This window comes from Mycolicibacter kumamotonensis, assembly GCF_002086285.1.
In the GTDB taxonomy this organism is placed as follows: Bacteria; Actinomycetota; Actinomycetes; order Mycobacteriales; family Mycobacteriaceae; genus Mycobacterium; species Mycobacterium kumamotonense.
The window spans coordinates 25,519-48,913 of sequence record NZ_MVHU01000011.1 but is presented as its reverse complement, the minus strand read 5'-3'; the positions used below and the strand labels follow the sequence as shown (position 1 = coordinate 48,913).

The 23,395-nt window shown below is 69.2% G+C and carries 21 protein-coding genes and 1 riboswitch; of the genes, 11 read left to right on the top strand and 10 right to left on the bottom strand.

Annotated elements, in window-relative coordinates; genetic code table 11:
• Window positions 1–2: 2 nt before the first annotated feature.
• From BST28_RS09650 to glnX, 4 genes are all read right to left on the bottom strand, one after another.
• Window positions 3–371 (bottom strand): type VII secretion target, encoded by a 369-nt coding sequence (locus tag BST28_RS09650; RefSeq protein ID WP_083080794.1) that lies wholly within the window; start codon window positions 369–371, stop codon window positions 3–5.
• Window positions 372–536: 165 nt separating this feature from the next.
• Window positions 537–2,819, bottom strand: a complete 2,283-nt coding sequence (locus BST28_RS09645) for a serine/threonine-protein kinase PknG (protein ID WP_043335851.1) — start codon at window positions 2,817–2,819, stop codon at window positions 537–539.
• Entirely contained in the window at window positions 2,819–3,802 is a 984-nt protein-coding gene (locus BST28_RS09640; protein ID WP_420093434.1) for a glutamate ABC transporter substrate-binding protein, read from the bottom strand. The genes BST28_RS09645 and BST28_RS09640 overlap by 1 nt, the downstream gene beginning before the upstream one ends.
• Window positions 3,802–5,121 carry a protein kinase G-activating protein GlnX gene (glnX, locus tag BST28_RS09635; RefSeq protein WP_083080793.1) on the bottom strand — a complete coding sequence of 440 codons (1,320 nt, stop codon included), beginning with the start codon at window positions 5,119–5,121 and terminating at the stop codon, window positions 3,802–3,804. The genes BST28_RS09640 and glnX overlap by 1 nt, the downstream gene beginning before the upstream one ends.
• Before the next feature lie 157 nt (window positions 5,122–5,278).
• Here glnX and BST28_RS09630 point away from each other — a divergent pair, with 157 nt between their 5' ends.
• On the top strand, window positions 5,279–5,752 hold the full coding sequence (locus BST28_RS09630) for an NUDIX hydrolase (protein ID WP_019739121.1): 474 nt from the start codon (window positions 5,279–5,281) through the stop codon (window positions 5,750–5,752).
• Window positions 5,753–5,834: 82 nt separating this feature from the next.
• Here BST28_RS09630 and thiE read toward each other — a convergent pair whose 3' ends face one another.
• Window positions 5,835–6,512, bottom strand: a complete 678-nt coding sequence (gene thiE / locus BST28_RS09625; protein WP_083080792.1) for a thiamine phosphate synthase — start codon at window positions 6,510–6,512, stop codon at window positions 5,835–5,837.
• Between the two features lie 57 nt (window positions 6,513–6,569).
• Between thiE and thiO the strand changes: the two genes are divergently transcribed.
• From thiO to BST28_RS09605, 4 genes are all read left to right on the top strand, one after another.
• A complete protein-coding gene (gene thiO / locus BST28_RS09620; RefSeq protein ID WP_019738601.1) occupies window positions 6,570–7,580 on the top strand; it encodes a glycine oxidase ThiO in 1,011 nt (336 codons plus the stop codon).
• Window positions 7,580–7,777, top strand: coding sequence for a sulfur carrier protein ThiS (thiS, locus tag BST28_RS09615; RefSeq protein WP_019738600.1), 198 nt, complete (start codon window positions 7,580–7,582; stop codon window positions 7,775–7,777). The genes thiO and thiS overlap by 1 nt, the downstream gene beginning before the upstream one ends.
• Window positions 7,770–8,531 (top strand): thiazole synthase, encoded by a 762-nt coding sequence (locus BST28_RS09610; protein WP_083080791.1) that lies wholly within the window; start codon window positions 7,770–7,772, stop codon window positions 8,529–8,531. Before thiS ends, BST28_RS09610 begins: the two co-directional genes overlap by 8 nt.
• A gap of 97 nt (window positions 8,532–8,628) precedes the next feature.
• On the top strand, window positions 8,629–9,402 hold the full coding sequence (locus tag BST28_RS09605; protein WP_083080790.1) for an SGNH/GDSL hydrolase family protein: 774 nt from the start codon (window positions 8,629–8,631) through the stop codon (window positions 9,400–9,402).
• Here BST28_RS09605 and BST28_RS25080 read toward each other — a convergent pair.
• Window positions 9,399–10,670, bottom strand: coding sequence for a PGRS repeat-containing protein (locus BST28_RS25080; protein ID WP_165758066.1), 1,272 nt, complete (start codon window positions 10,668–10,670; stop codon window positions 9,399–9,401). The genes BST28_RS09605 and BST28_RS25080 overlap by 4 nt on opposite strands.
• Window positions 10,671–10,932: 262 nt before the next feature.
• On the opposite strand from BST28_RS25080, the gene BST28_RS25075 reads away from it, so the two are divergent.
• The 4 genes from BST28_RS25075 (at window position 10,933) to BST28_RS09580 (ending at window position 15,932) form a co-directional block, all read left to right on the top strand.
• The gene (locus tag BST28_RS25075) at window positions 10,933–11,457 is read left to right on the top strand and encodes a PGRS repeat-containing protein (RefSeq protein ID WP_019735937.1); all 525 of its coding nucleotides are present in this window, start codon (window positions 10,933–10,935) and stop codon (window positions 11,455–11,457) included.
• A 144-nt stretch (window positions 11,458–11,601) separates the two neighbouring features.
• Window positions 11,602–13,083 carry a M28 family metallopeptidase gene (locus BST28_RS09590; RefSeq protein ID WP_043335677.1) on the top strand — a complete coding sequence of 494 codons (1,482 nt, stop codon included), beginning with the start codon at window positions 11,602–11,604 and terminating at the stop codon, window positions 13,081–13,083.
• The gene (locus tag BST28_RS09585) at window positions 13,080–14,537 is read left to right on the top strand and encodes a M28 family peptidase (RefSeq protein WP_019735935.1); all 1,458 of its coding nucleotides are present in this window, start codon (window positions 13,080–13,082) and stop codon (window positions 14,535–14,537) included. Before BST28_RS09590 ends, BST28_RS09585 begins: the two co-directional genes overlap by 4 nt.
• A 105-nt stretch (window positions 14,538–14,642) precedes the next feature.
• Complete coding sequence (locus BST28_RS09580; protein ID WP_162113303.1) at window positions 14,643–15,932, top strand: TetR/AcrR family transcriptional regulator; 1,290 nt, start codon at window positions 14,643–14,645, stop codon at window positions 15,930–15,932.
• Between the two features lie 20 nt (window positions 15,933–15,952).
• On the opposite strand, the gene BST28_RS09575 is transcribed toward BST28_RS09580, so the two are convergent.
• From BST28_RS09575 to thiC, 4 genes are read right to left on the bottom strand one after another with little or no spacing between them, the layout of a single operon-like run.
• Window positions 15,953–17,437 carry a flavin-containing monooxygenase gene (locus BST28_RS09575; protein ID WP_083080789.1) on the bottom strand — a complete coding sequence of 495 codons (1,485 nt, stop codon included), beginning with the start codon at window positions 17,435–17,437 and terminating at the stop codon, window positions 15,953–15,955.
• A 39-nt stretch (window positions 17,438–17,476) separates the two neighbouring features.
• Window positions 17,477–18,103 (bottom strand): alpha/beta hydrolase family protein, encoded by a 627-nt coding sequence (locus BST28_RS09570; protein ID WP_083080788.1) that lies wholly within the window; start codon window positions 18,101–18,103, stop codon window positions 17,477–17,479.
• Complete coding sequence (gene thiD / locus BST28_RS09565; RefSeq protein WP_019735886.1) at window positions 18,100–18,939, bottom strand: bifunctional hydroxymethylpyrimidine kinase/phosphomethylpyrimidine kinase; 840 nt, start codon at window positions 18,937–18,939, stop codon at window positions 18,100–18,102. The genes BST28_RS09570 and thiD overlap by 4 nt, the downstream gene beginning before the upstream one ends.
• Window positions 18,939–20,591, bottom strand: coding sequence for a phosphomethylpyrimidine synthase ThiC (thiC, locus tag BST28_RS09560; protein WP_019735887.1), 1,653 nt, complete (start codon window positions 20,589–20,591; stop codon window positions 18,939–18,941). The genes thiD and thiC overlap by 1 nt, the downstream gene beginning before the upstream one ends.
• 250 nt (window positions 20,592–20,841) lie before the next feature.
• Here thiC and BST28_RS09555 point away from each other — a divergent pair, with 250 nt between their 5' ends.
• Together BST28_RS09555 and BST28_RS09550 are read left to right on the top strand one after the other, a co-directional pair.
• Window positions 20,842–22,602 (top strand): MFS transporter, encoded by a 1,761-nt coding sequence (locus BST28_RS09555; RefSeq protein ID WP_029248958.1) that lies wholly within the window; start codon window positions 20,842–20,844, stop codon window positions 22,600–22,602.
• Between the two features lie 166 nt (window positions 22,603–22,768).
• Window positions 22,769–22,954: riboswitch (M-box (ykoK) riboswitch) on the top strand.
• Between the two features lie 229 nt (window positions 22,955–23,183).
• The gene (locus BST28_RS09550) at window positions 23,184–23,378 is read left to right on the top strand and encodes an Rv1535 family protein (protein WP_019735889.1); all 195 of its coding nucleotides are present in this window, start codon (window positions 23,184–23,186) and stop codon (window positions 23,376–23,378) included.
• Window positions 23,379–23,395: the final 17 nt, after the last annotated feature.

Below are 23,395 nucleotides of genomic sequence, written 5' to 3'. Positions count from 1 at the left end.
GGCTACCTCGGTAAGCCGAACCCAGCAGCCGCACCGCCGTCGGCGCCCGAGCCGCGCGGGGCCAACGGGGTGAAGCCGGCTGCGCCGCGAGGGACTGCGGCCAGGGCAGCGACACCGTCGTTGTCCATCGCCTCGTAATCGTGAGCGGCCGTCGTGAGCTTGTTCGAGGCCGCCGTCATCCGGCCGCGCATTGCCGTCGCGGCACTACTCCCGCCGGCGTTGGCGGTGTTCGCCGCCGCCGCGCTGGCCTGCCAGCCCGATGCAGTTACAGCGGGCAGCATCGGCGCGACCCGAGCCGCCAGCGCCTGGCAGCGCTGTGCCAACTCGCGCAAGCTGGCCGGGGTGACCTGCAGGGGTGCGGGGGAGGTCATGAGAAGAGCGTAGTGGGATTTTCAACGATGTCAGTTCACGATATGGGGGGCTGATCGCCGAGGGCCCTCGACCGCCGAGTGTGCGGTTTGGTACGCGACACGCCGAGACCGGCGTACCAAAGCGCACATTCGACGGCCGGGTAGCCAGATGACAGGGGCGGCCGGTCAGAACGTGCTCATCGGCCGCACCGCGTTGGCCATGTCGACCAGCGCGTAGCGGTGCGCCTGGGTGGGCGCCAGCCGGGCCAGGGCGCGCAGCGCCGTCTCCACCCCCAGCCGCAGCCCGTGCTCGGTGAACGGGAACCCCAGGATGTGGTTGGTGCTGGCCTCGTGCTCGGTCAGCCAGTCCATCGCCGCGCCCAGCACCAGCGCCCGGATCTGCAACACCCGCGGCTCGGTCTCCGGCAGTGCCTCCACCCGGCGCGCGGCATCGCGGATCTGAGCCTCGGTGATCTCGTTCGTGGACCGCCCGGACAGCAGTGTCACCGCGCTGGTCAGCCGCGCGGTGGTGAAATGCCTTGAGGTGGCGGGCACTTCGTCGAGCGTGCGAACGGCTGCAATGCGGTCACCCTCGACCGAAAGAGCGCGCGCCAGGCCGAAGGCTGCCGAGATCACGCTGTCATCGGTGCGCCACACCGTCTCGTAGAAGGCGCGCTCGTCTTCGGTGCCGGCCAGCTCGGCGGTGGCGGCCAGCGCCATCTTCGGCGCCAGCTCACCCGGGAACATGTCGAGCACCTCGGTGAAATCCTTGCGCGCCGCCTCGTAGTCGCCGGTGAGTAGTTCGGCCACCCCCCGGAACCACACCAGCCGCCACCGCCAACCGACCTGCTCGGCGAGTTCGTCGAGCTTGCTCATGGCCTTGGTGACGTTGCCCAGATCCAGCAGCGCGCGCACCTCCATCAACGGCAGCCCGATGGACTCCGACAAGTCGATGCCCTCGGCTTCCAGCGCGCTGTTGCGCACGGCGCGTAGCGAATCCAGCGTCTGCACCGGTTCGCTCAGCTCCATCGACGTCAACAGGGGGGCGGCGACGTCACCCGGGTCGATCAGCGGCACCTGCAGGGCGGTGACGATCTCGCGGGCGGTCAGATTCTGCGAGTGCACATGCCCGTCCAGATAGACGTCGGTGTGCGCGACCAGCAGGTGCTCGCCGAACGTGGACCGCGACCGGGTGAACACCGTCGACAGCCCGGGCCGCGGTATCCCGGTGTCCTCGGCGACCACCTCGCGCAGCACCCCCATCAACTGCGCGGACATCTCCTCCGCGGAGGTGAACCGGCGGCGCGGATCCGGGTCGATGGCGCGGCGCAGCAACCGGCGGTAGGAGTCGTACTTCTTCAGAACCGGGTCGTCGTCGGGCAGGCCCTCGACATAGCGGCCCTCGCGGGTCCGCAGTTTCAGCGTCAGCGCGGCCAGGGTCCGCCCCACCGTATAGATGTCGGTGGCCACGGTCGGTCCGGTTCGGACGATGTCCGGTGCCTGATACCCCGGTGTGCCGTAGAGGTAGCCGAACGAATTGATACGCGACACCGCGCCGAGGTCGATCAGCTTCAGCTGCTCCTCGGTGAGCACGATGTTCTCCGGCTTCAGGTCGTTGTAGACCAGGCCCAGGGAGTGCAGGTATCCCAGCGCGGGCAGGATCTCCAACATGTAGGCGATGGCCTGTGCCACCGGCAGCCGGCTGCCGCGTCGCTGCTTGAGTGACTGCCCGCCGACATACTCCATCACGATGTAGCCGACCGGATCCCCGCGGGAATCCGGGTGCTGAACGAAGTTGAAGATCTTCACGATCGACGGGTGGGTCACCTCGGCCAAAAACTGGCGCTCGGCCATCGCGATGGCCTGCGCCTCGGCGTCGCCGGAATGCACCAGGCCCTTGAGAACCACCGGGCGCTCGTTGACGTTGTGGTCGACCGCCAGGTAGACCCAGCCCAGGCCACCGTGCGCCAGGCACCCCTTGATCTCGTACTGCCCGGCCACCATATCGCCGGGCTTGAGTTGCGGCAGGAAGGAATACGGGCTACCGCAGTGCGGGCACCAGCCTTCCGAAGCGCCCTTGGCGTCCCCGGTCGAACGGCCCACCGGCCGGCCACAGTTCCAGCAGAAACGCTTGGACTCGGCGACGACCGGATCGGCCATCAGCGCCTGGAGCGGATTGATCTCGGGGACCCGCGGTATCTCCACCAGCCCGCCGCCCAGACGCCGCCGCGGGGCGACGGTGCGCACCACCGTCGCCTCGTGCGAATCGTCGTCGTCGGATACCGCCGAGCTCAAACCCTCACGGGGGCGGAAGATCGCCTGGGTCGACATCGGACGCCGCACCGACGACGATTCGGCCAGCACATCCGCGCGCTGGGTGGCCGGACCGTTGTCGTCGAAATCGTCGGCCTCGCCGGGGGACCCGGGCCGCTCGTCGGCGCCGCTGATGCCGGAATCGTCGCTTGCCATCAGTCCGAATACCTCGGCGTAGGTGGCACCGGCGCCGGGCCCAGCACCGTCAACCACTTGCGGTACAAGGTGTTCCAGGTGCCGTCGCGGCGGATGCGTTCCAACGTGCCGTTGACGAAGCGAACCAGCCCGGTGTTGTGCAGATTGATCCCGATGCCGTAGGGCTCCTCGTCCATGCTGGGCCCCACGATATGCAGATACGGGTCCTGGGCCATCAAGCCGGCCAGGATCGAGTCGTCGGTGCTGACGGCGTCGACCTGACGTTGCTGCATCGCCACCAGGCAGTCGGCCCAGTTCACCACCGAGACGATGATCGGCGCCGGGGAGATGTGCCGGATGCGGCGCAGTGAGGTGGTGCCCTGCGCGACGCAGACCCGCTTGCCGGACAGATCGCCGGCCTGGCGGATCGAGGAGTCACGCGGCACCAGCAGCCGCTGATTGGCGACGAGGTACACCGTCGAGAAGTTCACCAGCTTCCGTCGGCTGCAGGTGATGCTCATGGTCTTGACCACGATATCGACTTCGGACTTCTCCAGCGCCGCAATGCGTTCGGCCGACGCCAGAATCCGGTACTCGACCTGCGACGGGGTGCCGAAGATGTCGCGGGCCACCTCACCGGCGATGTCGACGTCGAAACCGGTGATCTCCCCGGTGATCGGATCGCGGAAGCTGAACAGGTTGCTGCCGATGTCCAGGCCGACGATCAGCCGGCCGCGGTGGCGGATCTTGGCCACCGCCTCATCGGCCTCGGCCTTGCTGCGGAACGGGCGCAGGCTGGCGGTGGCATCACAGTTCTCGGTGCCCGGTTCCGGCGGCCGTGGCGCCTCGGGCGTCAACTCCTGCATCCCGGCCGGTGTCGGCGGTGGCAGCGTCGGCACTGCAGTGGGCGTCACGAACTCGGAGTGGCCGCACCCGGTCAGCCCGGACAACACCAGCACCGCGCCGAGTGCGCCGGCGAGCAGACGGGACCGGTAGCGGGTCATCATTTGTACTCGTTCAGTCGAGGCCACAAGCCGAGCGCCACCGCGATCGCGGCCCCCATGCTGAGCACTGCGCCGCCGACCGGAGCGACCGACAGTACCCGCCGGGCGTTGAGGATATCGCTGCGCAGCTGGTTGCGGCTGTGCTGCAGCGCCTTGTCCAAGGCCGCGTCGAGCTGGTCGAACGCCGGCGTGGAGTCATCCCCGCTGCCGCCCAGCGCCACCTGCGTGGCAGCCCGGTAATTGCCCACGGCGATATAGGAGTTCATCCGGTCATTGGCCTGCCGCCAGCGGGCCAGCAGCTCCCCGGCGTTGGCCAGGCCGGCCTTGTCGACGGCATCACCGCGCTGAAGGTAGCCGTGCAACTGCTCCTGCATGGTGTCGATGCGCTGATAGAAGGTCTGCTTGCGGGTCTCCTCGTCGCCGCGCCGGATCAGCGACAGGGTCTCGTCGGCGCGCGCCTGCTGTGCGGTGATCGCCAGGTTGGTGATCGCCTTCAGGGATTCGGCGGCGGTGTCCTTGGCGGTGCGGCTGCCCGCGGTGGAGATCACCAGCACGGTGCCGACCCAGATCACCATCAGCAGGATGGCCAGACCGCCGGTGACCAGCCCGGGGTTGATCCGGCGCCGGGTGTGCCGGGCCAGCCAGCGATGCGCGAACGCACCGAAGAGCACGGTGGTGGCCACCACCAGGATCACCGGGGCCGGCACCCGGGTCGAGGCCGTGGTCTGGACGTCGACCGTCGCCGACGTGGCCTGATAGAGCCGCTGGGCATCGGGCAGGATGGTGTGCTGCATCAGTTCGGAGGCTTCCGACAGGTACGACGAGCCCACCGGATCACCCGATCGGTTATTGGTCCGGGCGGTCTCGATCAGGCCGGTGTAGACGGCCAGTTCGGCGTTGATTCGTCCCAGCAGCGCCAGCAGTGGCTCATCGCTGAGCCCGCCGGCGGCCCGGGTCACCGCCACCGCGGCCGCGGTGATGGCCTGCTCGTAGCGTTCCCGCACCGCCCGCGGCTCGCCCTGGGCGATGAAGGCGGTGGCCGCCGCGGCGTCGGCGACCGACAGGGTGGTGTAGAGCTGGCCGGCGGCGTACGCCAGCGGCTCGGTGTGGTCGAGCACGGTGGTCAGGGTGTTCTGCCGATTGTTGATCGTGGTGGCGGTGGCGAACGCGCTGATGCCGCCGAGTGCGGCCAGGATCAGGCCGATGGCCAGGATTTTTCCGGGGGTGGTGGTGAAGAACCACCAGCGGGGTCGGGCCGATTCGGTCGGCGACCGTAACCCCGCCGGCTCGGTTGACGGATGCGCCAACTCAACGGTCACGTCTGTTCAGACTCCATCCCTGGTCGCGTCACTAACGATCATAAAGGGATTCTAAGAGCGCAGGTGTCGTCCGCGCCGACCTGTGCGGGGGATGTTGCCGAAATAGTCGCGCGATCTAACCACAACCGAGACATTGTCTGCCTATACGCTTCCAGGCGTGCGTGGTGACGGCGATGGGTGGGCGTTTTCCGACACCGGTGTCCGCTTCTGGGGCCGGCACGGCGCGGCGGGCCTGCTGCTGCGGGCCCCCCGGCCCGACGGCATCCGCACCGTGCTGCTGCAACACCGCGCCTGGTGGAGTCATCAGGGCGGCACCTGGGCGTTGCCCGGCGGGGCCCGCGACAGTCACGAGACCGCCGAGCAGGCCGCGATCCGCGAGGCGCAGGAAGAGGCCGGCCTGCCCGCCGACCGCATCGTGGTGCGCGCGGCCGTGGTCACCGCGTCGGCCAGCGGCACCAGCTGGACGTACACCACGGTGGTTGCCGACGCGGACGAGCTGCTGCCGGTGGTGCCCAACCGGGAGAGCACCGAGCTGCGCTGGGTCCCCGAGCATGACGTGGCCGCGCTGCCGTTGCATCCCGGTTTCGCCGCCAGCTGGGAGTCGCTGCGCGGGCTGCGGCTACCGGGCTGAGGCGACACACGTCGAGTGTGCGGTCTGCGACGAAAAGTCGGCGATTTGCCGACGAAAACGCACAGTCGACGCGACAGCCCGATCACCCCGGCGCGAGCCCCGCACGCAGTGCTTCTGCTGCTGCCCGCGGATCCTCGGCGGCGGTGATCGCCCGCACCACCACCACCCGGTCGGCCCCGGCTCCCAGCACCTGCGGCAGCCGGTCGGCGTCGATCCCGCCGATGGCGAACCACGGCTTGGTGTCGCCTGTTTCGGCGGCGAACCGCAGCAGCTCCACTCCCGGGGCTTCCCGGCCCGGCTTGGTCGGGGTGGGCCAGCACGGCCCGACGCAGAAGTAGTCGACCGGTTCGGCCAGTGCGGCGCCGACCTGGTCGCGGTCGTGGGTGGACCGGCCGATCAGCACCTCGGGGCCGACGACCTCGCGTGCCACCGGCAGTGGCAGGTCGTCTTGGCCCAGATGCAGCACATCGGCGCCGGCGGCGCGGGCGATGTCGGCGCGGTCGTTGACCGCCAGCAGTGCGCCGTGGCGGTCAGCGGCGTCGGCCAGGACCTGCAACGCCGCCAGCTCGTCGCGGGCCTCCAGCGGGCCGAACCGCTGCTCGCCGGGGGAACCCTTGTCGCGCAGCTGGATGATGTCCACCCCGCCTGCCAGTGCGGCGTCGGCGAACGCGGCCAGGTCGCCACGCTCGCGGCGGGCGTCGGTGCACAGGTAGAGCCGGGCTTGATCGAGACGGGCGAGTCGGTCGGAGCGTTTGTGCACACCGCGACGCTAGCGGCTAGCTTGGTGAGTTGACACGCGGGTGGAAGGGAGCAGCACATGCCCGGACCCTCGCTCGGGTCACTGGCCGTGATCGGCGGCGGCGTCATCGGGCTTTCGGTGGCGCGGCAGGCCGCCCGGGCCGGGTGGGCGGTGTGCGTCCACCGCACCGCTGAGTTCGGCGCTTCCTGGGTGGCCGGCGGCATGTTGGCCCCGCACAGCGAGGGCTGGCCGGGCGAAGACCAGCAGCTTCGGCTGGGCCTGCGGTCACTGGAGCTGTGGCGCGATTTCCTCGAAGGACTGCCGGCCGAGGTCGTCACGGCGCGCGAATCCCTGGTGGTGGCCGCCGACCGGGCCGACGTCGCCGACCTGCGGACCGTTGCCGACTGGCTCTCGGCGCAGGGCCACCCGGTCGTCTGGGAGTCGGCGGCCCGCGACGTCGAACCGCTGCTGGCCGCCGGGATCCGCCACGGTTTTCGGGCCCCCACCGAGCTGGCGGTCGACAACCGCGCGGTGGTCACCGCCCTGGTGGCCGCCTGCGAGGAACTCGGGGTGGCGTGGGCCGGGCCCGTGCATGATCTCGCCGAGGTGAGCGCCGATGCGGTGGTGATCGCCAACGGCATCGACGCCCCGGCGCTGTGGCCCGGCTTGGCGATCCGGCCGGTCAAGGGCGAAGTGCTGCGGTTGCGCTGGCGCAAAGGCTGCCTGCCCGCGCCACAGCGGGTGATCCGGGCCCGGGTGCACGGCCGGCAGGTCTATCTGGTGCCGCGCCCCGACGGCGTGGTGGTGGGGGCCACCCAGTACGAGCACGGCCGCGACACCGCCCCGGTGGTCTCCGGGGTGCGCGACCTGCTCGATGACGCCTGCACCCTGGTGCCGGCGCTGGGCGAGTACGAGCTGGCCGAATGCGGGGCCGGGCTGCGGCCGATGACACCGGACAACCTGCCGCTGGTGCATCGGCTCGACGAACGGACCTACGTCGCCGCCGGCCACGGCCGCAACGGCTTCCTGCTGGCACCATGGACCGCTGAACAGGTTGTGTCCGAACTACTTCCGGTTGGAGTGCGGTGATGATCATCAACGTCAACGAGAAACAGGTCGAGGTCGCCGACGCGACGACGGTTGCGGCGCTGCTGGCGTCGATGGGCTACCCGGAACGCGGCATCGCGGTGGCGGTGGACCAGGCGGTGCTGCCGAGATCACGGTGGGCCACCGCGCTTTCCGACGGCGCCCGGCTCGAGGTGGTGACGGCGGTGCAAGGTGGTTGATGACGCGAAGCTGACCATCGCCGGTCGTGAGTTCGGTTCCCGGCTCATCATGGGAACCGGCGGGGCGCACAGCCTGGCCGTGCTCGAGGAGGCGCTGGTGGCCTCGGGCACGGAGCTGACCACGGTTGCGATGCGCCGGGTCGACGCCGAGGGCGGGACCGGGATGCTGGATCTGCTGAGCCGGCTGGGCATCACGCCGCTGCCCAACACCGCCGGCTGCCGCAGCGCCGCCGAAGCGGTGCTGACCGCACAGTTGGCGCGCGAGGCGCTGGGCACCGAATGGGTCAAGCTGGAGGTGATCGGCGATGAGCGCACCCTGCTGCCCGATGCCGTCGAATTAGTCTGCGCTGCAGAGCAATTGGTGGACGACGGGTTCGTGGTGCTGCCCTACACCAATGATGACCCGGTGCTGGCTCGCCGGCTCGAGGACGCCGGCTGCGCTGCCGTGATGCCGCTGGGTTCGCCGATCGGCACCGGACTGGGCATCGCCAATCCGCACAGCATCGAGATGATCGTGGCCGCCGCCGGGGTCCCGGTGGTGCTGGACGCCGGAATCGGGACCGCCAGCGACGCCGCGCTGGCCATGGAGCTGGGCTGCGACGCGGTGCTGCTGGCCAGCGCGGTCACCCGGGCGGCCGACCCGCCGGCGATGGCGGCGGCGATGGCAGCCGCCGTCACCGCCGGATACCTGGCGCGCCGGGCCGGGCGTATCCCGAAGCGCTTCTGGGCGCAGGCATCGTCTCCGGCGCTGTGACGCCCGCATCCCCCTCCCGCGTCACCCGCGCGAGCGTGCGTGTTTGTCCCCGACACGCCGCGAACATTCGTACAACTGCGCACGCTCGAAACCGGCAATGAATCGCTATGTCGCCCTGGGTAGTTCCATGGCGGCGGGCCCCGGAATCCGGCCCGGCGTCGCCGCTGCACCGCGGGCGGCGCGACGGTCGACCCGCAACTACCCCCACCTGGTCGCGAACGCGCTGAACTTCGAGCTCGTCGACGTCACGTTCTCCGGCGCGACGACAGCCCACCTGCTGACCGAACGCCAGCACGGCGCGACGCCGCAGATCGAGGCGCTCGACGGCTCGGAGACCCTGGTGACCATCACGATCGGCGGCAACGACGTCGGCTACGTGCCGCTGCTCATGGCTGCCACGCTGCCGAGGGTGACGCGATTGTTGCCGACGATCGGTGCGCTGCTGGATCGCGACAAGCGCCAGCAGGCGCTCGACGAGGTGCAAGGCGCGCTGCGCGCGGTCGGCACCGCGGTCAGACAACGGGCCCCCCGCGCTCGGGTGATCTTCGTCGACTACCTGACCCTGTTGCCACCGGCCGGGATCCGGGCGGGCGGGCTGCCCGAGCACGTTGTCGAGCTGGCCCGCCACGTCGCCGACGAATTGGAGCGGCACACCGCCACCGCCGCGGCCGCCACCGGCGCCGAGATCGTGCGCGCCGGGCAGGCCAGCCGCGAGCACCACCCGTGGTCGGCGCAGCCGTGGACGGTGGGTGCGGGCCTGCCGCTGCCGTGGCGGCCATGGCCGTTTCACCCCAATGCCGCCGGAATGGCCGCGGTGGCCGACATGGTGACGGCACGACTGGCCGGGCCGGGGATCCCGCCCGCCGATTAAGACGTGACGCCGGGTGCGCCCGGTTGGCCGGGAGTGCCCGGGCTGCCGTGGACGGTGCCGGGTCCGGCGTTGCCGGCCGGGCCGCCGAGGCCGCCGGTTGCCCCGTCGCTGCCGGCCCCACCGTCGCCGCCGTTACCGCCCGCGCCGCCGTCGCCCCCGAAGCCCACGCCGGGGCCACCGCCCCCGCCGTGGCCGCCGGTCCCGCCGATGCCACCGATGCCGGCAGCGGCGCCACCGGCCCCGCCGTCGCCGCCGGTACCGCCGTTGCCGCCGAGAACCCCGAGAACGATGCTGGTGCCGCCGCCGCCCTTGCCGCCATCGCCACCGGCACCGCCGGTGCTGGCGGTTCCGGTGGCCGCCCCGCCGTCGCCGCCGGTCCCGCCGTGACCGCCACCGGCCGGGTCGCCGCTGCCGCCGACTCGACCGCCGTTGCCGCCGTCGCCACCGGCACCGCCGGTGCTACCGGTTCCGGTGGCCGCACCGCCGTCGCCGCCGTGGCCCCCGTGGCCGCCGCCGCCGAACAGTTGGCCACCGTCGCCGCCGGCTCCGCCTGCGCCGCCGGCCCCGCCGATCAACGAACCCTCCGCTGCGGCCGAGCCGTTGCCCCCGTCGCCGCCCGCGCCACCGTTGCCGTACAACGACCCGCCGGCGCCGCCGGCGCCCCCGTGGCCGCCCGCGCCGCCGTCGATTCCCGCCGCGCCGTCGCCACCGTCACCGCCGTCGCCGAACATGCCGGCGCTGCCGCCGTCGCCACCGGCCACGCCTGCCACGGTGGAGGTCCAGCCGTCGCCGCCGTCGCCGAACAAGACGCCGCCGTTGCCGCCGTCGGGGTCGGCCTCGGTGCCGTCGGCTCCGTTGCAGATCAGCCCGCACGCATCGGGGTAGAGCGGGGCGAACATCTGGTTGAGCGGGGTGAGGACCTGTTCACCGAAGTCGGAGGTGATCCAGTTCTGCAGGGCCGCGTGCAGCGGCGTGTAGAAGTCGAACGCGACACCGCTGCCGGCGGCCGACCCGATCAGCGCGTCCCCGGAGAGGTCCCAACCCGGTGAGCCGAACAGGCTGTCGAAGTCGCCGGACAGGTTGCCCCACGCGGCCGGATCGAACAGATCGGTCAACAGGTCCTCGAAGTCAGCGTCGGCAGCCGGGGTGGGGGCCAACATTCCCAACGCGGTGGCTGTGAGGATGGCCAGCAGGGGTTGGCCAGTTTTCAGCAGTGCGTGACGTGCCCGGAAGCGGCGCTGTCGCGCAGTGCCACGAACTTGTGTCATTGGGTGGACCTTCCTCGACTACTGGACAACGATAGCCCAGGTCAGCCAGTGTCTCCGCCGCCCCGGATCCGCCAAAACAGACTATTCGTCTGAATTCTGCGTTCTTATTGCACTGTCGGTAGACAGTTACCCAGTGTCAGATACCGTGCCTTTCCTAAGGGCACAGTAAACGACGTGTTGTGGTGCTGGGGGCGATCGGGGAGGACGCGGGGATGGTTAGTCCAATGGTGTGACGGGGCGCCCGGCTCGGCGGGATCGTGCGGTGGGTGCTGCCGCGTCCGTGGCGGCGTTCTTGGCGTTCGGGTTGGCGCCGATGGCGACCGCGCCGGTCGCCAGTGCCGACTTCGAGGACCTGTTGACCGATCTGTTCGATCCGGCCGCGTGGGGCAACCTGTCCGGAGACTTCGACAGCCTTTTCACCTCGTCCGGTTGGGACCTGGCGGGGTCGGCCGATGCCACCGGCATGGCACAGATGTGGGAGACCGCCTTCTACACGCCGCTGCACGCGGCGCTGCAGAGCTGGATCGACTCTGACTTCGGTTCGCAGGTCAACAATGTGATCAACCAGTTGACCGCCCCATTCACCGAGGGCTTCTGCGGCATGATCTGCAACGGTGTCGACGGCACCGAGGCCGACCCCGACGGCGGCAACGGCGGCCTGTGGTTCGGCGACGGTGGTGACGGCTGGACGTCGACCATCGAAGGCGTGGCCGGTGGCAACGGCGGGCACGCCGGCGGGATCGGCGACGGCGGTGCCGGTGGTGCCGGCGCCCAGCCCGCTCCTTAAGGAATCGCAGCAGGCAGCCCCGCACGGCATGGCCGTGCGGGGCTGCTGCATTCGGTGCAATCAGCGGCGGCACCCAGCCGTGCCTGGCGCGCGTCGCGCCGCCCACCCACTAACGTGGACGCGGTGGATTACCAGAAGAAGCTGATGCCCGTCCTTGGTGCCGTGGTGCTCGGTGCGCTGTTCACCGGTGGTTGCAGCAGCGCGCCGCGCAGCACCGTTGAGAAGGCACCGGACGCCGCGGCGGCGGCGGAGTTCGCGAACACCTTGAGCGACAAGGTCACCATCGACGCGATGATGGCGCACCTGCAGAAGCTGCAGGACATCGCCAACGCCAACAACGACACCCGCGCCGTCGGCACCCCGGGGTATGACGCCAGCGTCGACTACGTGGCCAACACGTTGCGCGAGCACGGTTTCGATGTCCAGACCCCCGAATTCATCGCCCGGGTGTTCAAGGCTGAAAAGGGCTCGGTGCAACTCGGTGACAAGACCGTGGAGGCTCGCGCGCTGCAGTACAGTCTCGGAACTCCGCCCGACGGCGTTACCGGGCCGCTGGTCGTCGCGCCGGCCGACGACAGCCCCGGCTGCAGCGCAGAGGACTACGACGGGCTGACGGTCTCCGGCGCCGTGGTGCTGGTCGACCGCGGAACCTGCCCGTTCAAGGAGAAGATGGCCATCGCCGTCGACAAGGGTGCGGTGGCACTGGTGATCGCCGACAGCATCGACGAGGAGAAGATGGGCGGCACGCTGGGCGAGGCCACCCAAGTCAAGATCCCGGTGGTGAGTGTGACCAAGGCCGACGGCGCGATGCTGCGCGGCGGGCACGGCACCATGACCGTCAAACTCGATGCGCACACCGATGAGATCCCGGCGCGCAACGTGATCGCCCAGACCAAGACCGGTTCGACCGAGAACGTGGTGATGCTCGGCGCCCACCTGGACAGCGTCCCCGAGGGGCCCGGCATCAACGACAACGGCTCCGGGGTAGCCGCGGTGCTGGAAACCGCTCTGCAATTAGGTGATTCGCCTGATGTGCAGAATGCGGTGCGGTTCGGGTTCTGGGGCGCCGAAGAACTCGGCCTGATCGGATCGAGGAAGTACATCGAGTCGCTCGACGTCGAGCAGCTCAAGAACATCGCGCTGTATCTGAACTTCGACATGCTCGGCTCGCCCAACCCGGGCTACTTCACCTATGACGGCGACCAGTCCCTGGACCCCGACAAACGCGGACAGCCGGTGGTGCCGGAAGGCTCGGCCGGCATCGAGCGCACCCTGGTGGCCTACCTGAAGTCCGCCGGCAAGGAAGCGCGCGACACCTCGTTCGACGGTCGCTCCGACTACGACGGGTTCACCCAGGCCGGTATCCCGTCCGGCGGGCTGTTCTCCGGTGCCGAGGTGAAGAAGTCGGCCGAGGAGGCCAAGCTGTGGGGCGGTGCCGCCGATGAGCCGTTCGACCCGAACTACCACCAGAAGGGCGACACCATCGACAACATCGACCGCGACGAGTTGGCCGTCAACGGCCGAGGCGTGCCCTACGCCGCCGGGATCTACGCGCAGGATCTCAGCGGCCGCAACGGCGTTCCGGTTCGGGACGACCGCACCCGCCACGTCGTCACCACCCCGTGATCCGTCCGGCGGGCGCCCTACTGGTCGCAACCGCCCTGGTGGCGGGCTGCTCGCCGGAGGCCGTGCAGCCGCCGCTGTCGAACCGGCTCGCCGGTCAGGTCAAGGTCGACGCCATCATGGGGCACCTGCAGCGCTTGCAGGAAATCGCCGATGCGCATCAACAAAACCGGGCTGATGGCACACCGGGCTTCGACGCCAGCGCCGACTACGTGGTCAATGCCCTGCGGGACAAAGGCTTCGACGTGCAGACCCCGGAGCTCACCCGGCTGGATAACCGGGCGCCGGGCAAGCCGACCCTGACCGTCGGGGGTATCGGCTATCCCGTCGACCAGGCGTCGCTGCTGGTGCGCACCCCGGCCGGGGGAGTGACCGGCCCGGTGATCCGCCCGACCCGGTCGGCCGGGTGTGCGGCGGCCGACTATCCGGCCACGGTGCCCCGCGGCGGCATCGCGGTGGTCAGCGACGCCGGCTGTTCGGTGGTGGTCAAACAGAACGTGGCCGCCGAACGCGGTGCCGCCGCCCTGATCGTGGTCAGCCTGCCCAGCCGCAACGGCGCGCCCGCCGGCCTGTTCCCGCCGGACTACTACGATCAGCTCACCATGCCGGTGGCGGTGGCCGGCCGCGACGGGGACCATGCGCTACGCCGCACCACCGGCAAGGTGCGGCTCGTGCTGGACGCCACCACAGTCAAGGTCACCTCCCGAAACATACTGGCGCAGACCAAAACCGGATCAGAACATGACGTCGTGATGGTGGGTGCGCACCTGGACGGCGCACCGGGTGGCCCGGGAATCAACGACAACGGTTCCGGCGTGGCCGCGGTGCTGGAGACCGCGCTGCAGCTGGGACCGTCGCCGGCGGTGACCAATGCGGTGCGGTTCGCTTTCTGGGGGGCAGCCGAGCAACAGCTCGGCGGCTCCACCGACTACGTCTTCGGACTCGACCGCGACCAGCTCAACGACATCGCGGTCTACCTCAACTTCGACATGCTCGCCTCCCCGAATCCGGGCTTCTTCACCTACGACGGTGACCAGTCCGCCCTGCCGGGCCGCGACATCGCCCCGGGCGACGTCCCCACCGGATCGGCGGGTGTGGAACGCACCCTGGCCGGCTACCTCAACCTGGTCGGGGTGCGGCCCGCCGACATGCCGTTGAGCAGCGACACCGATTACAGTCCGTTCGTGGTGGCCGGTGTGCCCGTCGGCGGCATCACCACCGGGGCGTCCCAACTCAAGACCACCGCGCAGGCCCGGCTGTGGGGCGGCAAACCCGGCGCCGCGTTCGACCCGAATTATCACGGCCCCGGCGACACCATCGCCAAGATCAACCGGCATGCGCTGGCGCTCACCGGTTCCGCGGTGGCGTTCGCGGTGGCGACCTATGCGCAGTCCATCGGCGGCCCCAACGGCGTTCCCGTCCGAGACGCGCGTCACCGGGTACCGTTGGCCCCATAGCTGTCGCAGCCAGGGCGGCGTCGAACCCGGATGCCTCGCCCTGCGTGGTCGACCCGGGTGTGTTAATAATGCTCTGCAAGCAGAGCCGGTCGGGATTGATTAGGGGTGGTTATCACGCTTGGTGCCACGAACGACCCGGCCGAACGTGCGGGTGGCCAGATCAGGAGGCGCCCCAAGGACCGCAAAGCACAGATCACCCGTGCGGCGGCGGAAGCGTTCAGTGCGCAGGGTTACCACGCGACCAGCATGGAGGCGATCGCCAGCAGGGTTGGGATATCCGCGCCGGCGCTGTACCGGCACTATCCCAGCAAGTACCACATGTTCGCCGTCGTCGTCGGGGCGCTCGGCCAACAGCTGGTCGACTGCACCGCCTTCCTCCTCGACGTCTCCGACGCCGAATTGGAGCAGGACCCCGCGGCGGTGCTGGACCGCATAGTCGAGGCGCTCCTGGAAACGGCGCTTCTCAACCGTCAGGCCGGCGGGTTATACCGGTGGCAGGGCCGCTACCTGCAGCCCGACGACCAGGCCAAGCTGCTGGCGCAGATGGCCACGGTGAATCGGCGCATTCAGCGTCCGATCGGCGTGCTGCGCCCGGAGCTGAACGCCGTGGAACGTTGGACCCTGGCGGCGAGCCTGCTCAGTGTCGCCGGCAGCATCCTGGGCCACCGGCTGCAGCTGCCCGACGAAGAAATCCGGCCGATGCTCATCGAGGCCGCACGCGCGCTGGTGGCCACCCAGCTGCCCCAGCCCGGAGACGTCGGGGTCAATCGGCTGACCGTGTGGCGCATCTTCACACCCGACGCCGGACCCTACGAGGCCCTGCTGCACGCGGCGATCCTGCTGTTCGGCAAGAAGGGGTATGCCGAGACCAGCGTCACCGAGATCGCCGAGGCCGTCGGTGTCCCCGCATCCGGGGTTTACCGGTACTTCTCCAGCAAGGCCGACATCTTGACGACGGGCCTGCAGCGCGCCATGGACCGGATCGCCGGTGAGATGTCGGCCATCGCCAGCGTCTTCGCCGACCCGCGGGAGGCGCTGGCCCGCTTGGTCGAGGCATACGTGGCCACGGTGTTCGCCAATCCGGAACTGGCGGCCGTCTACGACACCGAGCGAGTGAATCTCGCATCGGCGGAGCGGGAGCTGCTCCGGGATTCCGAGCGCGCATTCATGGACACCTGGGCCAAGCCGCTGATCATGGTGCGGCCGGGACTGGACAGCGACCACGCCAGGTTCCTGGTGCACATGGTGGCGGTGCTGGTCGACGACCTGGGCCGGGTGGCGCGTGAACGCAAGGCGAAGTACGGCGAGGATTCCGACCCCGGCGGGCCGGGCTACGCGCAGGCATGCCTGCGCAAACTGATGGAGTCCATCGTGTTCGGCCCGGCTCAGGCCTGACGCCTGATTCATCCCACCGCTCAGGCGATCTGGTAGTCCTCCAGGGGAAACCGCGAGCCGTCGCGCACCGCGTTGCGGACGGTGGTCGGCCGCAGCAGCGAGGCCTCACCGGCGGGGTTGAAATAGTAGGACCGCGACGTCGCGCAGTCACCGCTGTAGAACACCGAGGAATCCAGCCGTTTGGTCATCTCGTCGAGGAAGCGGGCGTTGGCGGCCTCGGTCACCTCGAACGTCGTCGCGCCGCGGCGCTGCACTTCGCCGAACAACCGGCCCATGTGGCGCATCTGGTATTCCATCGTGTTGAAGAAGGACAGGCCGCAGAAAGCGTACGGGCTGGCCAGGCTCAGGAAATTCGGGAAGGCTGGAATCGATACGCCCTGGTATGCCTGGAATCGGTTCTCCCGCCACCACTTACCCAGATTTCGGCCGTCACGTCCGACGATCTCGATGGCCGGGAAGTTGGCCTCCCACAGGTCGAATCCGGTCGCCAGCACCAGGGTGTCGATCTCGGTCTTGCGCCCGTCGCAGCCGACGATGCCGTCCGGTTCGATCCGCTCGATGCCGGCGGTCTCCAGGTGCACGTTGGGCTTGGTGAAGCTGCGGTAGTAGTCGTTGGACCAGCTCGGCCGTTTGCAGCCGATGTCGTAGCTGGGGGTGAGTTTGGCCCGCAGTTCCTTGTCCCGGATCTGCACGAACCGGTGAATCTTGCACAGGTCCATCGCGGCGACCGAAAGCCGGCGGAAATAGGGGAAGTTAAGCACCCCGACGAAAGTCATGAACCCCAACATGTTGTCGGTGACCCAGCGCACCGCGCGCTGGGTCAACGGCACCCGGGCGAAGATCCGCTGAATGAACGGCGAGATGTTGAAGTCGAGTTTGGGGGCGACCCAGATCGGGGTGCGCTGATACACCGTGAGGTCGGCGACCGTTTTGGCCAGCTCCGGGATCAGCTGCACCGCGGTGGCGCCGGTGCCGATCAGGCCCACCCGCCGGCCCGCGAAGTCGTAGCTGTCGTCCCAGGCGGTGGTGTGCACCACCTTGCCCTGGAAACCGGCGATGCCGGGGATGTCGGGGGTGTGCGGCTGGGACAAGAACCCGGTCGCGGTGATCAGGTAGCGGGCGCTCAGGGTCGCGCCGTCGGCCAGGCTCACCTGCCAGCGCTGGGCCTCGTCGTCCCAGCGGGCGCCCTCGACGGTGGTGTTGAACCGCATGTGGCGGCGCACGTCGTACTTGTCGGCGACGTGCTCGGCGTAGCGCTTGAGTTCCGAGCCGGTGGCGAACAGCCGCGTCCAGTGCGGATTGGGCTCGAACCAGTACGAGTAGGTGGTCGACGGGATGTCGACGGCCAGTCCCGGGTAGCGGTTGACGTGCCAGGTCCCGCCCAGATCGTCCTCACGCTCCAGCAGGACGATGTTGTCGTAGCCGAGCTTCTTGAGCTCGATCGCCGCACCCATCCCGCCGAAGCCGGCACCCACGATGACGACGTCGAACAGCTCCGTACTCATGAAAATTACGGTACCTGACTCACCGGTAACCAGCGAGGCTCACGGGCCTCGGCCCAGCAGTCGCAGCGCGGCGTCGACCGCCAGCGCCGGCACGTCCAGCGTCTTGGAGGCCAGGTCGTGGCGGGCGCCGGTGATCTCAACGACCTGGTGCGGGGCCGGAATCAACGCGGCGGCGTCGTGGACCTCGGCGCACGTGCCGAAGGGATCCGAGCTGCCGTGGGTGAACACCGTGGGCACCCCGATGCCGGGCAGGTGTTCGGTGCGGGCCCGCTCCGGCTTGCCCGGCGGGTGCAGCGGGTAGGAGAACAGTGCCAGTAGATCCACCGGCGTGCCTCTGGCGGCCACCACCATCGAGGTCTGCCGGCCGCCGTAGGAGTGTCCGCCGGCGATCAGCGGACCGCCGGACAACCCGCGCGCGTACGCGATGGCCTCGGTGATGCCCTCCCGGTCTCCGGCACCCGATCCCGACGGTGGGCCCTTCGGGCGGCGCCGACGAAACGGCAGGTCGTAGCGGATCGCCACAAATCCGCGCCGCGCCCACTCGCCGCAAAGCCGTTGCAGCATAGACGAATCCCGGTTGCCACCGGCGCCGTGCGTCAGCACCACCACTCCGGCGGGGGTGCCGTCTGGGCGGTGAGCGATACCGGCTATCTCCTCCAGGCTCACCGGGCGCCCCGTCCTAACCGGAACAGCGGCGAGACGGGGCCGTGCCCGTGGCCCAGCGGGTAGGCGGCACGCAGGCACTCGGTCACCCAGCGTTTGGCGAAGTCCACCGCTTCGGGCACGGATGCCCCGTGCGCCAGCGCGCACGCGGTCGCCGCGGCCAGCGTGTCACCGGCGCCGTGGTCGTCGGCGGTGGCCACCCGTGGCCCAGGGAACTCCTGAAAGTCCGTGCCGTCGAACAGCAGATCGGGACTGTGCTGCGCCGACGGCAGATGCCCGCCCTTGACCAGCACCCACCGCGGCCCCAGACCGTGCAGTGCCCGGGCGGCCGCCCGTTGCGATTCGGCGTCCACCACGTCGATGTCGACCAGCAACCGAACCTCGTGCAGGTTGGGTGTCACCAGGGTAGCCAGCGGAAACAAGTTGTCGCGCAGCGCATCCAGGGCCGAGGACGCCAGCAGGGCATCACCGTGCATGGACGCCGACACCGGATCGACCACCAGCGGAACCGGCAGTGCGAGTTCTCGCCATGTCGCGGCAACCGTGGTGATGATCCGCGCCGACGCCAGCATCCCGGTCTTGGCGGCCTGGATCCCGATGTCGGGTACCACCGCGCTGATCTGGGCGGCGACGGTGTCGGTCGGAACCTCGTGAAAGCTCTTGACTCCCACGGTGTTCTGCACCGTCACCGCCGTGACCGCGACACATGCGTGCACTCCGAGCAGCGCACAGGTGCGCATGTCCGCCTGGATGCCCGCGCCCCCGCCGGAATCCGACCCGGCGATGGTGAGCACCCGCGCCGGGGTCGAGCCGGGAGCGGCCAGCGGCAGGAACTCCACTAGGAGGAGATGGGCAGGTACACCCGGTTGCCGTGTTCGGCGAACTCGGCGGACTTCTCGTCCATGCCCTTCTGGATCGCGGCGTCGATGTCCTCCTGGGTCTGCAACCCGTTCTCGGCGGCGTAGTCGCGCACGTCCTGGCTGATCCGCATCGAGCAGAACTTCGGCCCGCACATCGAGCAGAAGTGCGCGGACTTGGCGGGCTCGGCGGGCAGTGTCTCGTCGTGGTACTCCCGCGCGGTGTCGGGGTCCAACGACAGTGCGAACTGGTCATACCAGCGGAACTCGAAGCGCGCCTTGGACAGTGCGTTGTCGCGATCCTGAGCGTGCGGATGCCCCTTGGCCAGGTCGGCGGCGTGTGCGGCGATCTTGTAGGCGATCACGCCGTCCTTGACGTCCTTGCGGTCCGGCAGGCCCAGGTGCTCCTTGGGAGTCACGTAGCACAGCATGGCGGTGCCGGCCTGGGCGATGATCGCCGCCCCGATCGCCGAGGTGATGTGGTCGTAGGCCGGCGCGATGTCAGTGGCCAGCGGCCCGAGGGTGTAGAACGGCGCTTCGTCGCACAGCTCCTCCTCCAATCGGACGTTCTCGACGATCTTGTGCATCGGAACGTGGCCCGGACCCTCGATCATTACTTGGGCGCCACGGGATTTGGCGATCTTGGTCAGCTCACCCAGGGTGCGCAACTCGGCGAACTGGGCCTCGTCGTTGGCATCGGCGATCGAGCCGGGACGCAGCCCGTCGCCGAGGGAGAACGTGACGTCATAGCTGGCCAGGATGTCGGCAAGTTCCTCAAAGTTCGTGTACAGGAAGGATTCCTGATGCCGCGACAGGCACCACGCCGCCATGATCGAGCCGCCGCGCGACACGATCCCGGTGACCCGCTTGGCGGTGAGCGGCACATACCGCAACAGCACCCCGGCGTGCACGGTCATGTAGTCCACACCCTGCTCGCACTGCTCGATCACCGTGTCGCGGTACAGCTCCCAGGTCAGCTTGGTCGGGTCGCCGTTGACCTTCTCCAGCGCCTGATAGATCGGCACCGTCCCGATCGGCACCGGGGAGTTGCGCAGAATCCACTCCCGGGTCTCGTGGATGTCCTTGCCGGTGGACAGGTCCATGACGTTGTCGGCGCCCCAGCGGGTCGCCCACACCAGCTTGTCGACCTCTTCGGCGATCGAGCTGGTCACCGCGGAGTTGCCGATATTGGCGTTGATCTTCACCTTGAAGGCCTTGCCGATGATCATCGGCTCCAGCTCGGGGTGGTTGTGATTGGCCGGGATCACCGCGCGGCCGCGGGCCACCTCGTCGCGCACCAGCTCGGCGGGGAAACCCTCGCGGGCGGCGATGAACGCCATCTCGGCGGTGATCTCACCGGCCTGGGCGCGCTGCAACTGGGTGCCCCGGTCCTTCACCACGCCCGGTCGCGGCGGCAGCCCGCGGTGCAGGTCGATCTCGGCATCGGGGTCGGTGTAGGGGCCGGAGGTGTCGTAGACGTCGAAGTGCTCGCCGTTGGTCAGGTTGATCCGCCGGAACGGCACCTTCATGACCACCCCGCCGGGGGCTTCGATCTCGCGGTAGTGCTTCTCGCTGTAGGGGATGGGCCCGGTGGTCACCTGCGGGTCGACGCGGACATCCGAGACATCGGTCATGTTTGTTCCTCTCCCTTGCCGGCATTACCCGGTCAGGTTCGTACGGTCGACGGCCCCGGCCGTCCTCTCAGCGCACTGGTTGCGCTCCCGCGGTTTGGATTGCTGCACTGGCATCACTGCCCTGCCACGCTATCGCAGCACGGCAGCCGATGTAAGCCGCTGACCAGGCTGCGCACCGCGCAGATTAGGCATCCGATCCTTTGCATAGCTAACATATGTGCCTCAGCTTATGAGAGACACGGGTGAATCGATGACGGCGCAGATCGACAGGGCACATGTCGATCCCGGCGCCGTTGCCACCACCGGCCGCCGGCGGCGCTATGACCGCGACCACCCGCGTTACAAGTGGATCGCCCTGTCCAACACCACGCTGGGCGTGCTGCTGGCCACCATCAACGGCTCCATCGTGCTGATCTCGCTGCCGGCGATCTTCCGCGGCATCGGCCTGAATCCGCTGGATCCGGCGAATGTCAGCTACTTGCTGTGGATGCTGATGGGTTACCTGCTGGTCGGGGCGGTGCTGGTGGTGTTCTTCGGCCGGCTCGGGGACATGTTCGGGCGGGTGCGGATCTACAACGCCGGTTTCGTGGTGTTCACCCTCGCGGCGATCGCGCTGTCGATCGACCCGTTCGACCTCGCCGCCGGCGCCCAATGGCTGATCGCCTGGCGCGTGGTGCAAGGGGTCGGCGGGGCGATGCTGTTCGCGTCGTCGTCGGCGATCCTCACCGATGCCTTCCCGGCCAATCAGCGCGGCATGGCACTGGGCGTCAACCAGGTGGCGGCGGTCGCGGGCTCCTTTGTGGGCCTGCTGATCGGTGGGCTGCTCTCGGAATGGGACTGGCGCGCGGTGTTCTGGGTGGGGGTGCCGATCGGGGTGCTGGGCACCGTCTGGTCGGTACGGTCACTGCACGAACTGGGCGAGCGGGCACCGGCCAAGCTGGACTGGGCCGGCACCGTGACGCTGGGGCTCGGCTTGACCGTGGTGCTGACCGCGATCACCTACAGCATTCAGCCGCACGGGAATTCGCCGACCAGCTGGACCAGCCCCGCCGTGCTCGGCTCGCTGGCGCTCGGGGTGGCGCTGCTCGTGCTGTTCTGTGTCATCGAACTGCGGGTCGCCGCGCCGCTGCTCGATGTGCGGCTGTTCCTGATACCGGCGTTCGGCATGGCCAACCTGGCGGGTCTGATGTCGGCGATCGGGCGGGGCGGCCTGCAGTTCATGCTGATCATCTGGCTGCAGGGCATCTGGTTGCCGTTGCACGGCTATAGTTTCGAATCCACCCCGCTGTGGTCGGGGATCTACCTGCTGCCGATGACGGCCGGCTTTCTGTTGGCCGGGCCGGTGGCCGGGTCGCTGTCGGACCGGCACGGCGCCCGGCCGTTCGCGGTCGGCGGCATGGTGCTGATGGCGGTGACGTTTGTGGCGCTGCTGCTGCTCCCGGTCGACTTCGACTACCGGGTGTTCGCGGCGCTGGTGTTCCTCAACGGGCTGGGCGGTGGAATCTTCACCGCGCCCAACAGTGCCGTGGTCATGTCGAGCGTTCCGGCCGATCAGCGCGGAGCGGCTTCGGGCGTGCGCGCCACCTTCTTCAACGCCGGCACCTCCTTGTCGATCGGTGTCTTCTTCTCGCTGATGGTGATCGGTCTGGCCAACACGCTGCCCGCCGCGATGGGCGCCGGGCTGCAACAGCAGGGCGTGTCCGCGGCGGTGGCCGATCAGGTGGCCGGGACTCCGCCGGTGGGCAGCCTGTTCGCGGCGTTTCTGGGTTACAACCCGATCGCCGAGTTGCTCGCCCCCTCCGGGGCCCTGAACCAACCCGGTGTCGACGTCCACTCGCTGACCGGGCACAGCTTCTTCCCGCAGCTGATCTCCGGGCCGTTCCACACCGGCTTGGCGGTGGTGTTCGCCGCCGCTGCGGTGATGATGGTGCTCGGGGCGCTGACCTCGTGGGTGGCGCCGGGGCGCTACGCCGCCGAACCGGTGAACTTCTCCGACAGCGGCAGGGGCTGATCGCTGCGCCGTGCCCACCGGGCGCGATGCCACTGTTGCCAAAGTGACGTGTGAGATTACGCCTCGCGTCCCGTTTCGGGGCGCATTCGGGCACGTCAGAAGCCTCCGACACGCCCGGGAGTCGCGGAGTTGACCGCGGCCTGCCCGTCATGCACTATGGACCACGCAAGCACCTCGTTAGGTGAGGCGTCTGCACGGACACAGGCCACTGACCCCGAACGTCGAAAGACGCCCCGGGTCAGGACAGCTCCTCCCGGCTTAAGGGTTGAGCCCAAGTGGCTTCCGTCCCGCGGTGTTGTCGCGGGCCCGGACACGCCGTGCAGTGCCGAAGCTCTGACGAGAGGGGTGCGGTCTTCCGACACTCGTCGGAGCTGCCTCCCGAGCATGCGGTGAAACCGGCACATCCAGGTGTGCCCGCGACCGAGAGGAGGTGAGGGACGAATGAGTTCCGGTGATAGTCCGAGCCGATATCTGACGTCTGTTCCGTCCCCATCCGAACGGTCGCATACCGCCTCCAGCTGAGCCATAACCCTGGACTCCTCGCTGGGCGCGTAGCGCCGTTACGCGACTAGGAGGCCATCATGGTTGCAATCGCTTACAACGACATCTCGGCTCCGGCCCCGCGCGCCGCAAACACGTCCAAGAAGCTGGACACCCGACGGGCCGCGCCCGCCTCAGACCCGGTCGTCGACATGACCACCCGGCTGCTCAGCGGTCCGCTGCACCAGATGTATGCACTCCTATGGCGCGTCGGGGTGCTGACCGTCAACGACTGAGGTCCAGCGGGTGAACG

Coding starts and splice junctions, on each gene's coding strand:
- BST28_RS09605 (WP_083080790.1), top strand. CDS start 8,629: ATGAATCGCTATGTCGCCCTGGGTAGTTCCATGGCGGCGGGCCCCGGA.
- BST28_RS09575 (WP_083080789.1), bottom strand. CDS start 17,437: ATGAGTACGGAGCTGTTCGACGTCGTCATCGTGGGTGCCGGCTTCGGC.
- BST28_RS09650 (WP_083080794.1), bottom strand. CDS start 371: ATGACCTCCCCCGCACCCCTGCAGGTCACCCCGGCCAGCTTGCGCGAG.
- thiC (WP_019735887.1), bottom strand. CDS start 20,591: ATGACCGATGTCTCGGATGTCCGCGTCGACCCGCAGGTGACCACCGGG.
- BST28_RS09550 (WP_019735889.1), top strand. CDS start 23,184: ATGGTTGCAATCGCTTACAACGACATCTCGGCTCCGGCCCCGCGCGCC.
- BST28_RS09555 (WP_029248958.1), top strand. CDS start 20,842: ATGACGGCGCAGATCGACAGGGCACATGTCGATCCCGGCGCCGTTGCC.
- BST28_RS09590 (WP_043335677.1), top strand. CDS start 11,602: ATGCCCGTCCTTGGTGCCGTGGTGCTCGGTGCGCTGTTCACCGGTGGT.
- BST28_RS25080 (WP_165758066.1), bottom strand. CDS start 10,670: ATGACACAAGTTCGTGGCACTGCGCGACAGCGCCGCTTCCGGGCACGT.
- BST28_RS09640 (WP_420093434.1), bottom strand. CDS start 3,802: ATGACCCGCTACCGGTCCCGTCTGCTCGCCGGCGCACTCGGCGCGGTG.
- BST28_RS09645 (WP_043335851.1), bottom strand. CDS start 2,819: ATGGCAAGCGACGATTCCGGCATCAGCGGCGCCGACGAGCGGCCCGGG.
- thiS (WP_019738600.1), top strand. CDS start 7,580: ATGATCATCAACGTCAACGAGAAACAGGTCGAGGTCGCCGACGCGACG.
- thiO (WP_019738601.1), top strand. CDS start 6,570: ATGCCCGGACCCTCGCTCGGGTCACTGGCCGTGATCGGCGGCGGCGTC.